12 protein-coding genes are annotated in these 18,690 nt (G+C 54.3%); 11 read left to right on the top strand and 1 reads right to left on the bottom strand.

The genetic code is table 11. The features are described 5' to 3' along the window. Positions 1 to 424 precede the first annotated feature (424 nt). Together CO670_RS31445 and CO670_RS31435 are read left to right on the top strand one after the other, a co-directional pair. Positions 425 to 2,434, top strand: coding sequence for a methyl-accepting chemotaxis protein (locus CO670_RS31445; protein ID WP_004673275.1), 2,010 nt, complete (start codon positions 425 to 427; stop codon positions 2,432 to 2,434). Positions 2,435 to 2,955: 521 nt separating this feature from the next. Then, entirely contained in the window at positions 2,956 to 3,141 is a 186-nt protein-coding gene (locus CO670_RS31435; protein WP_004673279.1) for a hypothetical protein, read from the top strand. Positions 3,142 to 3,211: 70 nt separating this feature from the next. On the opposite strand, the gene CO670_RS31430 is transcribed toward CO670_RS31435, so the two are convergent. Further along, on the bottom strand, positions 3,212 to 4,240 hold the full coding sequence (locus tag CO670_RS31430) for an AraC family transcriptional regulator (protein ID WP_097593911.1): 1,029 nt from the start codon (positions 4,238 to 4,240) through the stop codon (positions 3,212 to 3,214). 1,303 nt (positions 4,241 to 5,543) lie between these two features. Between CO670_RS31430 and CO670_RS31425 the strand changes: the two genes are divergently transcribed. The 9 genes from CO670_RS31425 to CO670_RS31380 all read left to right on the top strand — a co-directional run bounded on the left by CO670_RS31425 (position 5,544) and on the right by CO670_RS31380 (position 18,624). Then, entirely contained in the window at positions 5,544 to 6,185 is a 642-nt protein-coding gene (locus tag CO670_RS31425; protein ID WP_010031458.1) for an SDR family oxidoreductase, read from the top strand. 211 nt (positions 6,186 to 6,396) lie between these two features. After that, positions 6,397 to 8,910 carry a HAMP domain-containing methyl-accepting chemotaxis protein gene (locus CO670_RS31420; RefSeq protein ID WP_097593910.1) on the top strand — a complete coding sequence of 838 codons (2,514 nt, stop codon included), beginning with the start codon at positions 6,397 to 6,399 and terminating at the stop codon, positions 8,908 to 8,910. A gap of 184 nt (positions 8,911 to 9,094) precedes the next feature. Further along, positions 9,095 to 10,294: an ABC transporter substrate-binding protein gene (locus CO670_RS31415; protein ID WP_018247148.1), complete on the top strand. Its 1,200-nt coding sequence runs from the start codon at positions 9,095 to 9,097 to the stop codon at positions 10,292 to 10,294. 431 nt (positions 10,295 to 10,725) lie between these two features. After that, positions 10,726 to 13,284 carry an EAL domain-containing protein gene (locus CO670_RS31410; protein WP_004673285.1) on the top strand — a complete coding sequence of 853 codons (2,559 nt, stop codon included), beginning with the start codon at positions 10,726 to 10,728 and terminating at the stop codon, positions 13,282 to 13,284. A gap of 340 nt (positions 13,285 to 13,624) precedes the next feature. After that, a complete protein-coding gene (locus tag CO670_RS31400) occupies positions 13,625 to 14,521 on the top strand; it encodes an MBL fold metallo-hydrolase (protein ID WP_237350508.1) in 897 nt (298 codons plus the stop codon). 12 nt (positions 14,522 to 14,533) lie between these two features. After that, complete coding sequence (locus CO670_RS31395; RefSeq protein WP_004673287.1) at positions 14,534 to 15,661, top strand: zinc-dependent alcohol dehydrogenase family protein; 1,128 nt, start codon at positions 14,534 to 14,536, stop codon at positions 15,659 to 15,661. Next, positions 15,661 to 16,455, top strand: coding sequence for an N-acyl homoserine lactonase family protein (locus CO670_RS31390; RefSeq protein ID WP_018247149.1), 795 nt, complete (start codon positions 15,661 to 15,663; stop codon positions 16,453 to 16,455). The genes CO670_RS31395 and CO670_RS31390 overlap by 1 nt, the downstream gene beginning before the upstream one ends. A gap of 120 nt (positions 16,456 to 16,575) precedes the next feature. Then, positions 16,576 to 17,265 carry a GntR family transcriptional regulator gene (locus tag CO670_RS31385; protein WP_004673291.1) on the top strand — a complete coding sequence of 230 codons (690 nt, stop codon included), beginning with the start codon at positions 16,576 to 16,578 and terminating at the stop codon, positions 17,263 to 17,265. 129 nt (positions 17,266 to 17,394) lie between these two features. Further along, entirely contained in the window at positions 17,395 to 18,624 is a 1,230-nt protein-coding gene (locus tag CO670_RS31380; protein WP_008534369.1) for an alpha/beta hydrolase, read from the top strand. Positions 18,625 to 18,690: the final 66 nt, after the last annotated feature.

The raw sequence follows: 18,690 nt of genomic DNA, 5'->3' as shown, positions 1-18,690 counted from the left end.
AGATCATCGCTCAGGGCCTGTCCCATCATCCACCTCTTCTCTGTGGAGTTGAATCAGCTTCGATGGACGCCGTCACATCACAATCGATTCATCGATCGCAGGACTTGCTCTAGGTCGCTCGTGGCGGGGCGAAACTCGGTTGCTGAAAACGATGATGCTCTTCGAACGGCGCCAAATGAAATTTTGCCGGCTGCATCCTCCTTGTAAGCGCGGACGATCCATTGGACGCCTGACTATCCTTAAAACGTCGTCTTTTTGCATTCGAGACGGGCAGGAAAGGCTTCATTAACCAACGCAACCAATAGGTATTCTCAGCTATGTCACAGACCCACAAGATTGATCTGCCGTTCGAATGAATGAAACGGCAATTGGAAGATTTGAGTAGACAAGTCGATCGTCCACCTCACCTAAAAGGTTTGCCTTTATGCCCAAGTCCATTAGACTCGCTTTATCTTTGATATTTGTTCTGCTCTCTCTTCTCGCGGCGGGCCAGGGCATCGTGAGTATCGTCAAGCTGCTGTCCATTAGGAGCAATATATCCGAAGTTGCCAGCAACTGGCTGCCATCGATCGATGTGATAAATCGGATCAATACGATCACCGGGGACTACCGCATCCTGCAGTTCAGGCTGGTGACAAACTCATCAGATTCGACGAGCCTTGCGCATAATATCACCACCTTCCGCCAGAAGATGGAGGATCTCGCGAATGCCCGTGGTGAATATGAGCCGATGGTGACATCCGGCGAGGAGCGTCAGGCCTATGACGCGTTCTCCGCTTTGTGGACGCAATATCAGGAGGATGGCGAGCGGATTGTTAAACTAATGCAGGCAGGCAAGAAGGATGAAGCATTTGCTCTTCTAACGAGTGACGCCACGACGAAACTGTATAATGATAGCGGAGCGCTCCTTGACCAGGATGTCGCAGTTAACAAGCGTGGTGGAGTCGCGGCCGTCGGAAACACGATGGGCGCCGTTTCATCGACGGTTTTGGTCACCATTCTTGCCATGGCGCTGGCAACTACGACGGGCATTATAGCCCTGCTTTACTGCATCCGGAAGATTACCGATCCGATCTCGCGGTTGACTACCACGATGGGCGTACTGGCAGATGGTAATCTCGACACTGAGGTTCCTTTCGCAATGCGCGCCGACGAAATCGGCAAGATGTCGAGAGCCGTTGAGGTATTCAAGCAAAACAGCATCAAGGCCCGCGATCTGAACGCGCAGGAGGCCGCGTTGCAGGCCAAGAGCGCCGACTTGCAGTCGAGCATTGCCGAGGTGGTGTCAGCCGCCGTAGCCGGTGACTTCACCCATCGCATCACCAAGAAATACGGCGATGCGGCTCTCGACCGTTTTGCAGGAAGCGTCAATGAGCTGGTCACCTCTGTTGACCGGGGCATCGCCGAAACTCGCCGAGTTATCTCAGCGCTTGCCGATGGGGATCTGACGGAAAACATGTGCGGCGAGTTTCAGGGAGCCTTTGGTGAACTGAAGAGTAATGTCAACGCCACCATGGCAGCCCTTCGATCCGTATTAGGCGAGGTTCGCTCCGCCGTCGACACGATCAACGGCGGAGCCGGCGAGATGCGCATCGCCTCAGGCGACCTTTCAAAGCGCACGGAACAGCAAGCCGCGGCCCTGGAGGAGACCTCTTCGGCGCTTGAGGAAATCACGGTGGCGGTAAAAAGCTCGACAGAAAGAGCCACGGAAGCCAGCCATATGGTCGATGAGGCACGCAGAAGCACCGAGCAGTCGAGCGCGGTTGTCAAAGACGCGGTCGCCGCCATGGGCCGCATCGAGCAGGCCTCGGATGAAATCGGCCAGATCATTAACGTCATTGACGAGATCGCCTTCCAGACCAATCTTTTGGCCCTTAACGCCGGCGTCGAGGCGGCGCGTGCGGGTGACGCTGGAAAGGGTTTCGCCGTTGTGGCTCAGGAGGTGCGTGAACTGGCACAGCGCTCCGCCACTGCCGCCAAGGATATCAAGGCGCTGATCAACCGGTCCGGCGACGAGGTCAAAACTGGGGTCAGGCTGGTAACGGCCACAGGCGATGCCCTTGGTCTAATCCGAGGCCACGTGATCAAGGTGAACGAGCACGTTCATACGATCTCGACGGCGGCACGAGAGCAATCGACCGGGCTGGCGGAAGTCAGCACTGCGGTCAACCAGATGGATCAGACGACCCAGCAGAATGCGGCGATGGTGGAAGAATCGACGGCGGCCACCAACCGGTTGGCGGATGAGGCTTCCAATCTGGCGCGGCTTATTGCGCGCTTCAGGCTCGACGGTTCGACTTTTGTACGGCGTGTTGCCCACCAGAACGGTAAGCCGGCCGCCTCGCCAGCGCGTGCCCTCTCCCAGAAGCTTGCCGGCGCCTTCGGCGGACGTACTACAGCCGCTGTCGCGACTAAGGAATGGGAAGAGTTTTAATGAATCATGTCATAATTCACCGCAGGATATTATCGGTTTCCATCTGGCAGCCAGCAGTTCTGCATGAAGACGACGTTGATCCCGGAAATCCGGGGGTTAGCAGAGGCGACGCCGCTGCCCCTAACGCATGTTCTCGGTTCAGGGATCTGCCGGTTCTGTCATTCCGGTGATAGAGCTTGCTGCCGAGATAACCAATGCCATCGGTCTAGCCACAGCGCCATTGTCGTCGTTGAGGTAGCAGATGGTATCATCGGCCCGGTCGTCGATCAGGTCTCTGGCATTCTATCGATCAACGGCGATCGGATCCAACCGGTTCGCACTTAGGCGCGACTTCGACCCAACCTTCAGCTACGGAATCACTCCGCTTGAACAAGGGATGGAATGCTTCCTTAGTTTTGAGCAAAGGTTTGGCACCAATCAGGACGCATCGCAGCTGCCTAGCAGACTTTTGCTTTTTCACCTTCCGCGACTGTCTTCCTTCAAGACGCGGAGTATTAACGAAATTCAACGAGAGTTCGAAGATGTCCAAAGTTATCGCAATCAATTTCGGGCAACAGGCTAAGACAGATACCCACTTAGAAAGCCACGAAGATGCACAGTCGCAGCGCCTGGAGCAAGAGCGGCTGCAAATGATCCAAATCACCAATCACCTTGAAGCACTGTACGCTCGGCTGCTGACCGTCTGTGGCGACAGACCGAAAAATTAAGGGCGCAGCGATGGTATAGCCCGGTGGAGCGCTGCGAACCACAGCGCCATCGCGAAGGGCTATTTCCGGGTCAGCTTTCGGGCGGAGAGGCCTGCGAAGCACACATAGATCGCCTATGCGGCAGAACATCGCTCATATGCACTGTTTTAGATGGCAGTTCGCCGTAACGTCTCTTGTACTCTGCAGCAAAACGGCCGAGGTGTGTGAAGCCCCACTTAAGCGCTATTTCCGAAACGCTGATTTTAGCGCCGTTTTGCAGCAGTTCCTGTCGAGCTGCGCACATACGCAAGTCTCGGAGGTGCATTGTGGGGCTGGTATTACGAAATTGTCGGAAGCCGTGCTGCAAAGTCCGCACGCTGACCTTGGCCGCAGCGGCGATATCGTTAAGGGAAATGGGTTGAGCCATATGCTCTTCCATAAACTCCATTGCCCGTTTCACGTGGCGAGGCGTGGGAGACGGAGCCGGACGACGAAGTTCATCGGTATAGCGATGCATACAGCTTTCGATCAAAAGGTACTCTATCGCGTCGAGGAGCGAGCTATAGGCCGACGGGCATTGTCGCAGAGCCCCCCCGGCACTGAGGCCGCGATGGGCAGACAGGGCTAGTTCTCGCATGAGCGTTCCCGCGCTCGATGCAAGATCAAGGGTCGGCTGAATTTGCAGATTTCCGCTGATCGTCCGATCGAGCATGCGAGAAAGCTTGTCACGCAAGGATTGCGTATCGATCGTCAATGACAGTTGAGATCTTATGCCATCTTGTCGGGCATTCAGCGGAGCATTTGCAACATGCGGCGACTCTACCTGTTGCCCAGACCAATGAAAGACTGCATTCCCGGACGCCGGCAGGAAGACCGTTACGACGTCAACTGGGGAATCTATCATGACCGAGAACGCCTCTTCATGATAGGCATCCGCAACGCCAAAAAGGGAAATTCCACTGCAGCGAGAGTTAAGCGATCTACTGTCGTGTTGAGCAAGGTCAGAGGACGCCAGGGGCGATGATATCAAAGGCAAAAGACGTTCGGGATCGGAGCCCTCGATAAAGTTGTCTTTCACTAAGGTCCCTTCATCGGGCTTGTTGAACAAACTTTCGGTCATCCAATATAAACCTATCTATGAACACCAACTCGCACATGCCGGGACTAGTTTTCCAAACCTTCAAAGCTCGAGACCGGATGGCGTGCGAGCGATTTTGATCGCGTACATGACCGATTCGGACCTTTGTGGAGGCCGGTTGAATCTCTCATTCCCTAGGCTTTCGTCATGGCGGATCATCACCAGCACCGACATCCACGTTCTCCCGCTCGAGATGGCCTCCTAGTTTTTCAGCGCTGCAGTTGGGAAGCCTCTAATGATGCGATGACTGGCTTCCACAAGCCTCGAACAGATTGACAGATTGTCTGATATATGTTAATGCTATTCCTGATCAAAGGCAAGGCAGCATTAGGGAAATCTGCCACGGTTCTAGTGGAGTTCCCGCACGGGAAATCAATCTAAAGATGCCTCCCAAGGCGAGGGGTGACGGGCTGCTTTCGATCGCAGCCCGTCACGGGAAGGGTGGGAGTGCTGTGAGTGGGAGAGAACCTACGCCAACCCACCTTGGAGGCCGTTGAGTCGACACGGAGAAAAATGATTGTGCTGTAGGATGGCCCCACGATTTCGCCACACGCTGGTCCTCTTAACCTGCGCATCAGCATACTTCGGTTATGACGTATCAGAGAGGCACGCTCCAGGCTCAACACTCGGAGACGCAAAGACGTCGACGAGTTCTTTTGGCCTACTAAGCGAGGCGGTCGCGGCAAATATCAATGCGTAAGCCGCGCCTCGTCGCATTGAGTTGACTTTGCGCTCTTCTTAGCGGGTACGCACTCCGGGCGTCTGATTGGGCAAAAGAAGAGCTTAAGGACGAAACCTGATGATGGTCAAACAGCTTGTGCTGCCATAGGCGTGCTGTTGTCTGTGCCGCGCGAACGCGAAAAGCGCGATCAAATCGGAACGTGGCGGCGAGAGAAGACTAACAGGAAAGACCACATCAAACTCAACCGGGTGTCGGAATACCGATGCTTACGGAATTGCGGGCATGAGGCCTCAAAATGACGCCGGTCTCGACATGTGTCCGCCGAAAATCGCAAAAAGGAATTGACAGATTGTCGGACAAAAATTTTACTATATCGCCCGCGCATTGCTTGTTCGCGGGAGACGCAGCGACGGACCGGGAGTTATAAGTGCTAAACTTGGCCAAAAATGCACAAATTGTCGACCTTCTTAATCTGCCGGAAGCGGCGACCGGCGCGTGATACAAGCGTCTCTGACTCACAAGGCGTGTCATACTCCATCGACCGAGGTACTGGTTGAACGTGACAGTGACGCCAACATTTCTCCTGGGGAAAAAGTCTGTGTCTTGATAGGCGCGTCAAATCCTGTTGGTCTTTGTTTGGCGCGCTCATTTATAGAAAAAGGCTATCGGGTCGCCGTAGGCGACGCCAATCCCGCCGACTTCGCCTCCCTGGCTGAAGGCCAGGGAAACAATTTTTTACCGGTCAAAGTCAACCCGAACAGAGACGTTTACGTCAACTCAATGGCTGACCAGGTGTATTTGCGCTGGAGACGGGTCGACGTTCTGGTGAACATAGTTTTCCGCAGAAATGAAACAACCCAAACTGTAACGGGATCGCTATCCAGCGCGAATCTGGGGCTTGATGCCGTATCCAATCTAATCAGAGTTACAGGTGCCTTTAGCTCTCGACTTCAGGGCGCGGAGCTTGCCGTAGTGGACGTCGCATGGTTCGAAGAGACGACCTCGCTGGAAGCAGAAGCCGTCCTTCAAGCGGCGCTGCGCACTACTACCTCCGCAATTGCCAGGCAATATTTCGGTTCCGGGCTGAGGATAAATGCTGTACACGCCAGCGATGTGAATTCTACGTCTTCAAGCGAAAATGACGTGCTTCGAACAGTGATCCACGCCGTGCAATTCCTGGCGAATTCGGAACTGTCCGGAAAGCTGACAGGGAACGTGCTGGAGATCGATCCTCGGTGCAGATAGATCCACTCCCACGTTCTGATCCGGCAAATCTGCAGGTATTAACCTTCCGTTAAGTTTCTCGAAAGACGCAATGGGTAAGAGGTCAAATCCTAACAACACGTAAAAAAGTTTCGATTGTTTTAGTGAAACTCTTATCCATGTTCGTTCAGGCTCAAACATTACTATTCCAAAAGCGAGGCCCCAGCACCGTTTGAGCCCTTTGGAGGTAAGTATGTTCGTCGATCGCCTGTTGTCCACCTTTACCATAAGAGCAAAGGTGTTATTGGTACTTGTACCCTTGATCCTGATATTGGCGGCAGTTGGTGGGGTCGGCTTAAAAGCAACTGGCTTGCTTCAGTCTCGTCTTCGGCTTTCAAATGAGGTTCTTCAGACCTTGAGCGGGTTTCGAAGTGTCGCGGAAAGCATGAACCGCTTTTTGGCGCAAAGCTCAACGGAGTACCGAGATGAGGCGCTGACAAGTTTAAACGGGCAGAGTGCAACCATGCAGTCGCTCCAGGAAGCGGCGGCAGGTAGCGGGAGCGATACTGGTGCGCTCGAAAACAGTGTATCGGCAATGTCCGTTATCTCGGGCAGCATCGGCCGCATGTGGTCTTTGCATAATGACGAGGAATCCGTTCGCAGCGACATTGTTTCCAACTTGTCGAAGATCAAGGAGGTCGGAGGCGCCCTTAAATTGGCTGCGGTTGATGTGCGCTCACAAGTACGCAATCAGGAGAACTCCGGGAAAACCATGCTCCGGGAGGCTACCCGCTCACTCGATACGGCATCAGTTATGCAACACATGGCGGAAGACTTGGTGAGCTTGCCGGACGGAGCGAAGCAGCCTCCGACTGTCGCCCAGCAAGGGCTTGTGATCAAAAAGTCGCTAAAAACAGTTAAGCGGGTAGTCTCGACTGCTGACGAGCAGGCCGTTACTAAAATAGAGAGGACTATCGCCAAGCTAATCGCCAACCCCGAATTTGTCGACCCTTCCACACGGCTTGCCGGCTCTGACCTACAGAGCTTTGCGACGAACCTGCGAGTGGATGCGATCCAGCACATGATTGAAGGAACAAATGCGATCCGGGCGTTGGATAAAGCGTTGACGGATTCCGAAATGCTTGTTGCGACGGCGACAACGATCGGCCAGGACGCCGATTCGATCGAAATCGAAATCAATAACCTGTTCCGTACAGCCAACGCAGAGAATCAGCAGCGCCTCGTTGAGCAACTTACAAAATTGGCGCGTGACACCGTGGCAGTTGGAGGCGTTGCCAGCTCGATATCTGGCTTCGATAAAATGCAGGAAGATCTATTCGCCCAGGTGGATTCTATCCAAGAGAACACAGAGAAGCTGGTCAAGATAGCGGAAGCCCGCCAAGCGCAATATTCTGAGGCGGACAAAACCGGCCAGGAGATCTGGAAAAACCTCGTAACCTTTGCAGCAACTCAGGAAAACGATGCTCGCAATGAAAGCAATCTTGCCCGCTTGCTGTCAACTATCGCCACAGTGTCCGGCGTCTTGGTAGCCTTGGCGGCTGGCGCCGGCCTGATGGCGACACTTCGCGCCCCGATCGAACGGATCGCGAAGCGCATGCAAGAGCTGGCAAAGGGCGATCTTCGATCGCAGATTGTCGGGCGTGACCGGAGAGACGAAATAGGTGAAATGGCTCGCGCACTCGAGGTTTTCCGTGAAAATGCTGTCTCGAAGATGGACATCGAGACACGAACGGAAGCCGATAGGAAAACCGTTGAACAGGAGCGGATGGATCGTGAACGCGAACGCGCTCAGATGGAGGAGGAGGTCGCAACTGCCGTCACCATTCTAGGAGAGGCGTTATCTCGATTGGCGCGTGGCGACATCTCTCAAGAAATTGACCGCCAATTCCATCCCAATCTTGAGCCGCTGAGGCGCGATTTCAATCACTCGCTTTCGATCCTGAGAGAGACAGTGTCTCATATCGACGAGAATACCAATCAAATTCAATGGGGAACCAGCGAGCTTTTCAAAGCCTCAGATGATCTGTCGCGGCGAACTGAATTGCAAGCCGCCTCACTGGAGGAGGCTGCGGCCGCCGTCGAACAGGTGACGGTCACGGTCAGAAAATCATCCGAGAATGCCTATGAAACCCAGGCTTTCGTGTCCGTTGTTAAAGAACACGCCGAGGGTGCGGCAACCATTGTGACCGATGCGATCAACGCAATGGGCAGAATAGAAGACGCGTCCCACAAGATCGGCCAAATCATTGGTTTGATCGATACGATTGCGTTCCAGACAAATCTTTTGGCACTAAATGCTGGTGTCGAGGCGGCTCGTGCTGGAGATGCCGGAAAGGGTTTTGCAGTCGTAGCCCAGGAAGTGCGCGAACTTGCCCAGAAATCATCAGCTGCAGCCCGCGAGATTCGCCACCTGATTTCGGAATCCTCTTCGGAGGTGGCGATCGGCTCAGATTACGTGGGGAAAGCAGGTGAGGCGTTACACAACATAACGGCGTCGATCTTGAAGATTTCCGATCGGATTGATCAAATCGTCAATTCGAGCCGCGAGCAAGCGGCGTCCCTCGCCGAGATCAACAATAACGTCAATGTACTTGACCAGGGAACACAACAAAACGCTGCCATGGCCGAGCAGACAAATGCCGCGGCAAAGACTCTCTCGGATCAGACTAACGAACTCAGCGAGCGGCTCGCTTCATTCAAATTGACCGAAGATAAGTCGACGCGTCGGGTTAGGTTAGTGGCGTAAGCTACGCATCGAACGAGACTGCCACGCGTCGGATGGCCACTGTGATAGCGGCGTTCTACTGAAGGGAAATCCGCTTACGGAAGCGAAATCCGGCCTTAGGCTCTTGGTCTCCCTTTCGCCGCCCGTCTGACTGTAAAAAACCCACCTAGAGCCGATCAACCTTCAAGAGATCAACTGCTTTGCAATGCTCAGAGACACGAGAGGTATCAAATCCGTGCGCATACGTGAAATTACAAGAGCCATTATTCTAATCACCGGCTTGGTGATCCCTTCTGTAGCGGCCGCCGGTGGCCTTACGGAATTGCCGCGGGAGGAACGAAAAACCTACGAGTTGCTCGATCCAAAGTTGCCTACAGGTGAATCTGTCTTCCGCACGTTTAAGGCACAGCGAGCACCGCCGTGGAAAATTGGGTACGCATCGACATATGCTGACAATTCTTGGCGTGCGAGTATTCTTGATGAGTTCACAAACAAGATTGTTCCAGCTTTCAAGAAAGCGGGGCTGGTCTCCGAGTTCATCGTCACCCAGTCAAATCTTGAAGACGCTGTCCAGATCAGGCAGATGCGGCAGATGGTAGACGACGGCGTTGATGCAATTATTATCTGCTGTTCGAACCTCACGGCGCTTAATCCTACGATAGAGTATGCGTATTCAAAAGGAGTGCCTGTGTTCTCGTACTCTGGTTACGTAACATCGCCGTTCGCCGTCAACGCAACTGAGAACAACATGCAAGGCGGGTTTGAGGCGGCGAAGTGGCTCGCTGAAGAAATCGAAGGAAGTGGCAATGTGCTTCTCGTTTCGGGGATCTCCGGCTTTGCCTCCTCGGACAGCTTTGACGTCGGCGCAAAGAAGGCTCTGGAGTATTATCCCGAGATAAAGATCGTAGGTCATGTCGACGGGAAGTGGACAGACAAGGTCGCGCAGGCCGAGGTGCAAAAATTCCTTGCAGCGAATCCCGGTCGAATTGATGGTATTATCGTTCAGTCGGGAGCTGAGAATGGTGTTATCAACGCGGTGCGCCAGTCCGGGCGCGACATGATCCCAATCGTTCTAGGGGGCGAAGCTTCGGCAGCCTGTTACTGGCGACGGAACCCCGACTTCGTAAGCAAGAGTTTTCATTTCTGGCCGCCGCGCTCTGAGGCGGGTTTCGTATGGGACGTAATGATGCGAACTCTTGAGGGACAGGGCCCCAAAATTCAGACAATCCTGCGGCCAGCAATTCCCAGTACCATAGAGGATGTAATGGCGGTTTTGCCAGCTGATTGCGATCCTAACTCTGAGGATTGGATCGAGCCGAAGAATACAGCTTGGTGGTCTGCCAGCGCTGCTGCTAAATATTTCGATAACCCAGCGGATCCGCTCTCCTGGAAGCCGGCCGATTGAAGATCGCATGCGGGGTCTGTGTGGAATGCGGTGCCTTCATGATCGGCTCTCGTGCAAGGTAGGCTGCGCTAAGGAATGACAGTTCAAATTGGGAAATGCCCGGGTCGCCTCAGGAGACATGAGACAAGCGATCCGGTTCCAACGAACATATTTGCTCCGCGGTAGCATTCTTCCTCCGGCCCTCCTCTCGCCAAACGGGACAACATACTCATTGCGCCTTTCGATCTACGTGCTGCCGCGAAGGTTGTTGCTTCGAATGTGAAAGCAAAGTTCATTTCCGACCGCACTATCCGGCTCAGGCCGACGCGCGGTTCGACGCCTTACTGACATATCTGCATCAATTTGTTGCTCGAATGATTTGGGTGGCGTTCCCGGAATTCCTGATCGGATGGATGATGCATCTGTCTTGGCCCTCGGTAAGGAGCTTCACGATGAATTCGACTTTACAACCGCTTTGGCAACGCTCCTTTTTTCAGAAAAGGCGCAATCGCCGGAGAGACGAAGCGCTGCATCATGATACCTCAGCCGACCGAGGAGCGCTGCTTGAAGCATTGATCGGCGTGTTGCCCCTCCCAATTTTCTTCAAAGATCTGCACGGTCGCTATGTCGGTTGCAACAAGGTTTTCGAAGATCTCCTCGGTCGCTCGCGCGACGAGATCATCGGGAATACAGATTTTGATCTCAGTTCAACGCAACTGGCGGAAATTTATTCTATTGAAGAGAAAGGCCTTCTTGAAAGGGGTGGAGCCCAAGTCTCCGAGCGTAAGATCGCTCTCGCAAACGGCGCCATCCTGGATGTTGTCTGCAACAAGGCAGTTTTCAGAGGTCACGACGACGAGCCCGCGGGTCTGATTGGCGTTATCATCGACATAACCGAACACAAGTTGGCGGAGCAGGAACTCAAAAACGCTCTCGAACTAGCCCAAGGGATCGTCACCGCTATTCCAGACGTTCTGTTTGAGGTCGACGAGGATGGGCGATATCTTCAGGTCTGGACCAGAAATCCCGAACTACTAGCCCAGCAGCGGGAAATGCTACTGGGTAGGACGGTCGACCAAGTTCTTGCGCCTGATCAAGCGGCTATTGCAATGGAGGCGCTTCGAACTGCAAGCAGTGAAGGAGTTGCCTACGGTCGATGCATTAGCGTATCCTTGCCAAACGGCGAGACCCGATGGTTCGAGTTGTCGGTGGCTAGACGACCAAGCGCCGATCCTGACGCCGCCACCACGCTCCTGGCATTTTCGCGTGATGTCACGGAACGAAGGCAGGCGGAAGACGCCATCAACTCCGTGCGGACGCAATTGCTAAGTGTGCTGCAAACCATTCCTGACATGGTTTGGGTAAAGAATGTCGATGGCGTACACCTGTTGTGCAATCATGCATTTGAGCGGCTGACCGGGAAATCGGAGGCGGAGGTCGTTGGAAAAACGGACCTTGAATTGTTCGGGGCTGAGAGAGCTCACATTTCCGGAAAATCTGATGAGGCCACGATCGAAGCCGGTGGCATACTTATCGACGAGAATTGGGTGGTTTCCCCGGAGAACGGTCAGTCCATTCTTCTCGAAACACGTAAACTTGCGGTCCTCGGCGCCGGGGGAGAGGTTACAGGAGTCCTCGGGGTCTCTCGCGATGTCACGGAACTGAACGCCTCGCGGGAAAAAATCAGGCAAATGGCCTTTTACGATCCGGTGACTTCTTTGCCGAACCGCTTGCTGTTTAACGAGCGATTGCAAAAGGTCGTCAGTGACGCGTCGTCTCAACGTCGGCGGACAGGGGTAATGCTGATTGACATCGACCATTTCAAAGTCGTGAACGATACGATGGGTCACCCTGTGGGTGATCAACTACTCTGCCAGGTCGCTACCCGGCTTAAGAAATCTGTCCGCGATCTCGACACGGTTGCGCGTCTCGGCGGCGACGAGTTCGCGATTCTGTTGCCGGAAATCCAGACAACCGACGATCTCGATTGGGTTGCGTGCTCGATCCTCGAGAGATTCAAGGAATCTTTCCTATTGGATGGCAAGGAAGTCTACGTGTCATGCAGTGTAGGCATCGCGATCTCGCCCGACGACAGCACAGATGTCAACGATCTGGTGAAATACGCCGACTCTGCGATGTATCTTGCCAAACGCTCGGGGAGAAACAGTTTTCGCTTTTATTCGAAGGATTTGACTGTGGGCGTGGAGGAGCGGATGCAGTTGGAATCTGAATTGCGCCGCGCTATCGAGCGCGAAGAATTGGAGCTGCACTACCAGCCCAAGGTGCTTCTGGACAGCGGCGTAATGATAGGATCGGAAGCGTTGTTGAGATGGCCTCATCCCGAGATGGGCATGATTCCGCCGGTTCGATTCATTCCGGTCGCTGAGGATACCGGGCTGATCGTTGAACTCGGGCGATGGGTGCTGCGTGAAGCGTGCAAGACGGCGAAGGAGCTGAACGCCGATTGCCACCACCTGCACAAGATTGCAGTCAACCTTTCGGGTAAGCAATTCCAATGCTCACGGTTGGTAAACGAGATCGCTGCAATCCTCGGTGAAACCGGTTGCCGCGCGGAATGGATCGAAATCGAAATCACGGAGAGTCTGCTTCTCGATCGGAAGGGCGAGACCCTGCAGACGCTTCTTAAGCTGCGTCAAATGGGATTTTCGATTGCTATCGATGATTTTGGCACCGGTTACTCGGCGCTCAACTATCTAGCCCGCTTCCCGATCGACACGCTGAAGATCGATCGGTCATTCATAAATAGCTCGGACAAAAGGAACGAAGAATTGGTCAAAGCGATTCTGTCCATTGCACAATGTCTTGGGCAGGACGTGGTGGCGGAAGGTGTTGAGACCGCCGAGCAGGCAGCATTTCTCGCAGCGAACGGATGCGGTTCGGCGCAAGGCTTCTTTTACAGCAAGGCCCTGCCGAAGATGGAATTGATCGCTCTTTGGGTGCGCGCGTCCGCCACCGGCTTCGTTTCAGATCGTTACGCCGCTTCGCGATGATGAGCGCGAATAAGGGAAAATGTCACCTGTCTGATGGACGGTGATGCGGTGCGCGCTGTGAGACAACTCAACTTGAGCCTCGTCAATCTCTGAATGTCTGCGGTTTTTCGCGGAACAGGGGGCAACGCTGGGTCAACGACCATGCGTTGTGCGGCCCCGCGAGCCGCATTCTCGAATGCTCTGCTCCTACTGCGCGGCATTCGGTAGGCCGGGGAAAACGCGGTACACCGGCTCCTAAAGCAAGGCAGTCGCTCTCGATATGGCTTTCTTCAAAAATATTTGACAGATTATCATACAATCTGCCAAAAATGTCGCCAAGCACCTGATGGGAGGAAAATCAGTGTCTCTTAGTATGCATCACCTGGCCAAGCTTCCGTATTTTTATCCGTTCGAATTTGGCGATGGAAAAATCACGGTACTGTCCGACGGGCCGTTAGAGCTAGGAGATCCTCGCCTGAACTTCTTGGGGGTAGAGCCACGCACGGTCAGCCTGATGCTAGAGGACAATTTCCTGCCAACGAACAAAGTTGTACTCGAGCAAAACGTGCCGCTTGTTGAGATAAATGGAAGAACAATTCTATTTGATACCGGGATGGGGTCTTCCAAAGCTTTCGGGCCCACCACAGGTCGACTCCTAGCCAGCCTGAGAGAGGCAGGTCGAGATCCGACGGAGATCGATGCGGTGGTTCTGTCGCACGCCCATATCGATCATATCGGCGGTCTGTGCGATGCCAATGGAAGGTTAAATTTCCCGAACGCCGACATCTTCATCAGTGAGCGAGACTTCACGGACTGGACGGACGGGTCGTCGATCGATTCTTCATTTCAATTTCAAATCGATAACGCTCGGCGAAACCTGCTTCCCCACAAGGATCGGACCTTCTTTTTCAAAGACGGCGAGGAGTTCTTGCCGGGCGTTCACGCGATTTCGGCCCCCGGCCACACGCTCGGTCATCATTGTTTTATGCTGCAGTCGGGAAACGATCGCCTCTGTTTTCTCGGCGACCTTACGCACCATCATATCCTGTTGATGGAGAGGCCGATGATGGAATTCCGATACGACACGGACCCGAAGCTGTCAGCTAGATCCCGCACGCGCGTGCTTGATATGCTGGCGACAGATCGCATTGCGGTAATGTCCTATCACTTCGCATGGCCAGGTGCCGGGCATGTGGTGCGAAACGGAGACGGATTCCGCTATATCCCCTCTCCAATGCAGTTGCTTGCACATCGATAAGGAATTTCAAAGATGCAGATGCGTTCGGTAATCCTCAGGGAGTCGGGTCTGCCGAAGCCCTATTCAAATTCGAAACCTCTTAAGATTGAGCTTGTGGAACTGACGCCGCCTGGCCCCATGGAGGTGTTGGTCAAGATCAAGGCTGCCGGTGTCTGCCACTCTGACCTGTCCGCAATCAATGGGGACAGACCGCGTCCGCTTCCAGTCGCTCTAGGCCATGAGGCATCTGGCGTCGTCGCAGCAATCGGACCGAGTGTCGAGAAGGTTGAGGTTGGTGACCATGTAGTCATGTCATTTCTGCCGGTTTGTGGCCATTGCTCATATTGCGCTGAAGGCCGCGCCAGCCTCTGCGAACCGGGCTACCAGGCCAATGCTGCAGGAACGCTTCTATCCGGCGGCAAGCACATCCGTTTGAGAGGATACGAAATTAACCACCATAGCGGCGTTTCTGCGTTTTCCGAATATGCTGTCGTGTCGGCGAGCTCGGTAGTCAAAGTGACCAAAGATATCGATTTGGCGACAGCTGCTCTCTTCGGCTGTGCCGTTATGACCGGCGTTGGAGCTGTGATGAACACGTGTGGGGTCCGCCCAGGCCGTAGTGTGGCGGTAATCGGGCTCGGCGGCGTAGGCCTTTCGGCGATACTTGGCGCTGTTGCGAGCGGTGCAAGCGATATCGTGGCGATCGACCTAATCCAAGCGAAGCTGGATCTTGCCAAGGAGCTGGGAGCGACGAAGACTTTTTTGGCCACCTCGCCGAATATTGTTGCCCAAGTAAAAGGCGCGACAAGCGGCGGGGTAGACTACGCGATAGAGATGGCTGGATCCAAAAAGGCATTCGAGCTTGCATATGAGATTACCCGGCGCGGAGGGATGACCGCTACGGCCGGACTGGCCAGCGCAAATTCCCGTTTCGAGGTTTCGCCCTTGCCGTTGGTCGGAGAGGAGAGAACGATCAAGGGCAGCTATATGGGTTCCTGCGTGCCATCGCGCGACATACCCCGCTATATCGACCTTTACCTCAAAGGTAAGCTGCCAGTGGACAAATTGCTGTCGAGCACTGGCCCCCTTGATGAGATCAATGAGGTTTTCGACCGTCTTGACAGGGCCGAGATCAATCGACACCTAGTCTTGATGGACTGATGGCGGGGAGAATTCTCTTGAACGAGTGGACAGTGCTCGCCATCCATTACGGCACCGCGCAAAGACCAGTAAGTGACCTGATACTAGAGACGAATGACATTCATGATCGTCCATCACAAATCGACTACTTCGTGTGGCTGATCCGTCTCGAGGACCGATTAATTCTTGTTGACACTGGTTTCGAAGCCGGAGAGGGCGCGGCCAGAGGGCGGACCCTCTTGATCCATCCGGTGGCAGCACTGAGCAGCCTTGGCATCAAATCCAGCGAAATTACTGATGTCGTTGTGACACACCTGCACTACGATCACGCCGGAAACCTCCCGGCCTTTCCTAACGCCACTTTTCACATTCAGGATCGGGAGATGGCGTATGGAACGGGGCGGTGTATGTGCCATGAGCGAATGCGTCGGCCTTTTGCTACAGAAGGTGTCGTCGACGCGGTCCGGCTCGTTTTTCAGTCACGGGTACGGTTCCATGATGGGGATGGGGAAATTGTTCCTGGATGCAGGGTGCATCTGGTTGGCGGTCACTCGAAAGGTTTGCAAGTTGTTACGGTGGCAACAGGCGGCGCTTTGCTGGTTATCGCTTCCGACGCGCTTCATTTCCAGCACTATCTTGAAAATGACGGCGCGTTTCCCCTGTTTGCAGATTACCTAGAGGTCATCGAGGGTTACAACAAGCTCCGCGTCCTTGCCGGAGCAAACGGACTCATCATTCCGGGTCATGACCCTGAGGTGCTACAGAAATTTTCTCCCCTTGCGCCAGACCTCCAGTTCGCTAGAGTTCTCCTGTGACCCACAATAAACCGATTGAAATTTTTTGCTGTTTGCAGACAATCGGGTTGTCCTACGAAACGCTCCGGCAGTATATTGATTCTGTGCGTCACTAGAAATTTCATCGAAGGTTTGTTGTGAATGGGAACGATCGACCTCCAGATTAGACGTCAAAACGCCTCTCTTCGAATCCTTGTTGAGGATAAGCTCCGGCAGGCTATTTCAAGTGGCCGTTTCAAGCCCGGGCAGCGGCTGGTGGAGCGCGAGTTGTGCGAACTTATCGGGGTTGGCCGAACTTCAGTTCGCGAGGCGCTACGCCAGTTAGAAGCTGAAGGGCTTATTACTAGCTATCCGCATCGGGGGCCGGTTGTCAGCACTATCAGCTACGAGGAGGCTAGGCAGCTTTATAGTGTACGCGCGCTGCTTGAAAGCTTTGCCGGCCAGGAGTTCGCCGAGAACGGTTCGAATGAAGAGATCGTTGCTCTCCTCGAGACCGTGGAAGCGTTCGAAGCCGCAGCCAAGAGCGGTTCCGGAACGCGGATCATCGAAGCCAAGACCGCTTTTTACGATTGTTTGATGACCGGCAGCAAGAACGTGTTTGTGAAGCAAATGCTCACGTCGTTGCACAACCGGGTCACATTGTTGCGGATGACATCGATGACCCAGCCAGGGCGGCTGCAGAACAGCGTTTTCGAAATAAGAGAGATTGCGGCCGCTATTGCGTTGCGTGATGGCGACAGGGCAGCCGCGCTTTGCAAGCGCCATATCGAAATCGCGGCTAAGGTGGCGTTGGACTACTTGAGCAAGAACCCCGTCGAAACCTCCGAGTAGTTCCACAAAACGAAGTTCAGGCGACGGCTAAGGTTGACAGATTGTCTGAAAATCTGCTTACCTCTCTTATGGGAGGTGAGACACAGGAAGTGCGGCTTCCCAACAACATCATTTTGTTAGGGAGGACGTATGGGCGCCCATGCCGAGCTGATTAAACGCGTAACCCTGGCGATCGAAGATCCGGAGCTACCGCGACTGACCCCAGGTCTTACAACACGGATCTCGTTGCAAGTTGGACCAGAAAAGTCATCACTTGCTGTGGGAGGCGGGATAGTCGCACTGGACGGCGCGGACGAAAATGCTGACGTCATACTGAGTGCCCCAGAAGGAGCTTGGGAAAAGGTTATGCAGGTGCCGCCGCCGGCAACCTACCATTCGTTCACCGCCTTTCAACTCGCTAACCCTGAGTTCACGTTATCTGGTTCGCCCGTAGCAATCGCTCAAGCGCGTCCCGCTCTGGAGCGACTGTTCGAAATCGTCGTAGCGTCTCCGCCCCTAGTTGCGCCGAAGGTCGATCGAAATATTGAACAGGTCACCGGACGCTATAAGCGGGTAGAGGTCGGCGGCGTAGAACACGATATCTTTTACGAGGAAGCCGGTGCAGGAACTCCTATCCTTTTCCTCCATACGGCTGGCGCAGACGGCCGTCAGTTTCTACCGCAACTCTCCGACACTGGGTTTGCGCGTACGAACCGATTGATCTCAGTTGATCTGCCGTTTCACGGACGTTCGATGCCTCCTTTAACTTGGGACGGCTCGCCCTATCAACTCACAACGGATCTCTACCTGACCTGGTGCACGGCGATACTCGACCAGCTCGTCGGAGACAGAGCTATCGTCGTTGGAGGATCTATGGGCGCGGCGATGTGCATGGTGCTGGCGGCGGAGCGACCGGAACGTCTAATGGGTGTAATTGCGGTCGAGCCGCCGTTGAAGTCAAAGGGCCGTCGCAACCCCTTTCAACACAACGTCAACGTTCATGGGTCGCTTCATAACTCAGCCTATGTCCGCGGAATCATGAGCCCGCTCAGCCCGCAAGAAGAGCGACGCCGCGCCAGTTGGATCTACTCGCAGGGTGCTCCTGGAGTTTATCCCGGCGATCTTTCGTTCTACAGCGACGAGTTCGACGGTGCCGTCGTCGGTCCGAAGATTGATGCCAAGCGAACACCGACCGTTCTTCTCTCCGGGACCTATGACTACTCTGCGACGCCTGCAGACGGAGCAGCGCTAGCGGCCCTCATTCCTGGCAGCCGTCATGTCGTTATGGAGGGGCTTGGGCACTTTCCGATGTGCGAAAATCCTGACTATTTCCGGAGCTTCTTGCAAGACGCTATTCGGTTCGTCGAAGATAACGGCTGATCACAAAGCAACCGCGTTGGCCATTTACCGATCGTGTCCCAGTACGTGGCGTAGGTGACGGTAGGG

Origin of the sequence: Rhizobium sp. J15, assembly GCF_002531825.1 — a bacterium.
Lineage (GTDB): Bacteria > Pseudomonadota > Alphaproteobacteria > Rhizobiales > Rhizobiaceae > Rhizobium.
This window is presented reverse-complemented; position numbering and strand designations above follow the sequence as displayed.

What these genes read in the sequence shown, in the direction of transcription:
- CO670_RS31415 (WP_018247148.1), top strand. Translation starts at nt 9,095, where the DNA reads ATGCTCAGAGACACGAGAGGTATCAAATCCGTGCGCATACGTGAAATT.
- CO670_RS31435 (WP_004673279.1), top strand. Translation starts at nt 2,956, where the DNA reads ATGTCCAAAGTTATCGCAATCAATTTCGGGCAACAGGCTAAGACAGAT.
- CO670_RS31395 (WP_004673287.1), top strand. Translation starts at nt 14,534, where the DNA reads ATGCAGATGCGTTCGGTAATCCTCAGGGAGTCGGGTCTGCCGAAGCCC.
- CO670_RS31430 (WP_097593911.1), bottom strand. Translation starts at nt 4,240, where the DNA reads ATGACCGAAAGTTTGTTCAACAAGCCCGATGAAGGGACCTTAGTGAAA.
- CO670_RS31420 (WP_097593910.1), top strand. Translation starts at nt 6,397, where the DNA reads ATGTTCGTCGATCGCCTGTTGTCCACCTTTACCATAAGAGCAAAGGTG.
- CO670_RS31390 (WP_018247149.1), top strand. Translation starts at nt 15,661, where the DNA reads ATGGCGGGGAGAATTCTCTTGAACGAGTGGACAGTGCTCGCCATCCAT.
- CO670_RS31380 (WP_008534369.1), top strand. Translation starts at nt 17,395, where the DNA reads ATGGGCGCCCATGCCGAGCTGATTAAACGCGTAACCCTGGCGATCGAA.
- CO670_RS31445 (WP_004673275.1), top strand. Translation starts at nt 425, where the DNA reads ATGCCCAAGTCCATTAGACTCGCTTTATCTTTGATATTTGTTCTGCTC.
- CO670_RS31410 (WP_004673285.1), top strand. Translation starts at nt 10,726, where the DNA reads ATGAATTCGACTTTACAACCGCTTTGGCAACGCTCCTTTTTTCAGAAA.
- CO670_RS31385 (WP_004673291.1), top strand. Translation starts at nt 16,576, where the DNA reads ATGGGAACGATCGACCTCCAGATTAGACGTCAAAACGCCTCTCTTCGA.